Source organism: Vibrio sp. 10N.222.55.C6 (assembly GCF_041473395.1).
Taxonomy (GTDB): Bacteria; Pseudomonadota; Gammaproteobacteria; order Enterobacterales; family Vibrionaceae; genus Vibrio; species Vibrio crassostreae_C.
This window is the reverse complement of sequence record NZ_JBFRSD010001043.1, coordinates 1-446: the sequence shown is the minus strand read 5'-3', so window position 1 is coordinate 446 and position 446 is coordinate 1. Positions and strand designations below refer to the sequence as shown.

Sequence of the window (446 nt, the reverse complement as noted above, 5' to 3'; positions counted from 1 at the left end):
TTGTAAGGCTCATCGGTCATCAAACCGCCAATAAAGGCTGGAATAAGTGCAGGTTTACCCGCAATCGAATAAGCAAGGTATCCGGCAAAGATTGGATACATAAACTTAATTGTCATGAAACCAAGCTTATCGAGCGTTTGAATTGGTGTTCCCGAAATATCAATGAACTCGCCAGTGATTTTCGCCACAGCCATCAATAACCCACCAAGTACAACCACAGGCAACATGTAGCTTATACCTGTCATAATATGACCAATGGCCACCTGGTAAGCGGAACGTTTTTCGTCATGCACTTCGACGTTAGCGTCAGACTTTTCTTTACCACGCAGGAAAACTGTCGGCAGTAAATCGTCAACACGTTTAATCAGCTCTTGGGTACGAACTTGTAGCGGGTTCGCGTTATCAAATCGTTCCATGTCCATAATTGGCACATCAACGGCTAATAC

General features: G+C 44.2%; 1 pseudogene. It reads right to left on the bottom strand.

The features are described from left to right. Positions 1 to 446 (bottom strand): annotated as a pseudogene (locus AB4486_RS27465) (PTS lactose transporter subunit IIB); the annotation flags it as partial.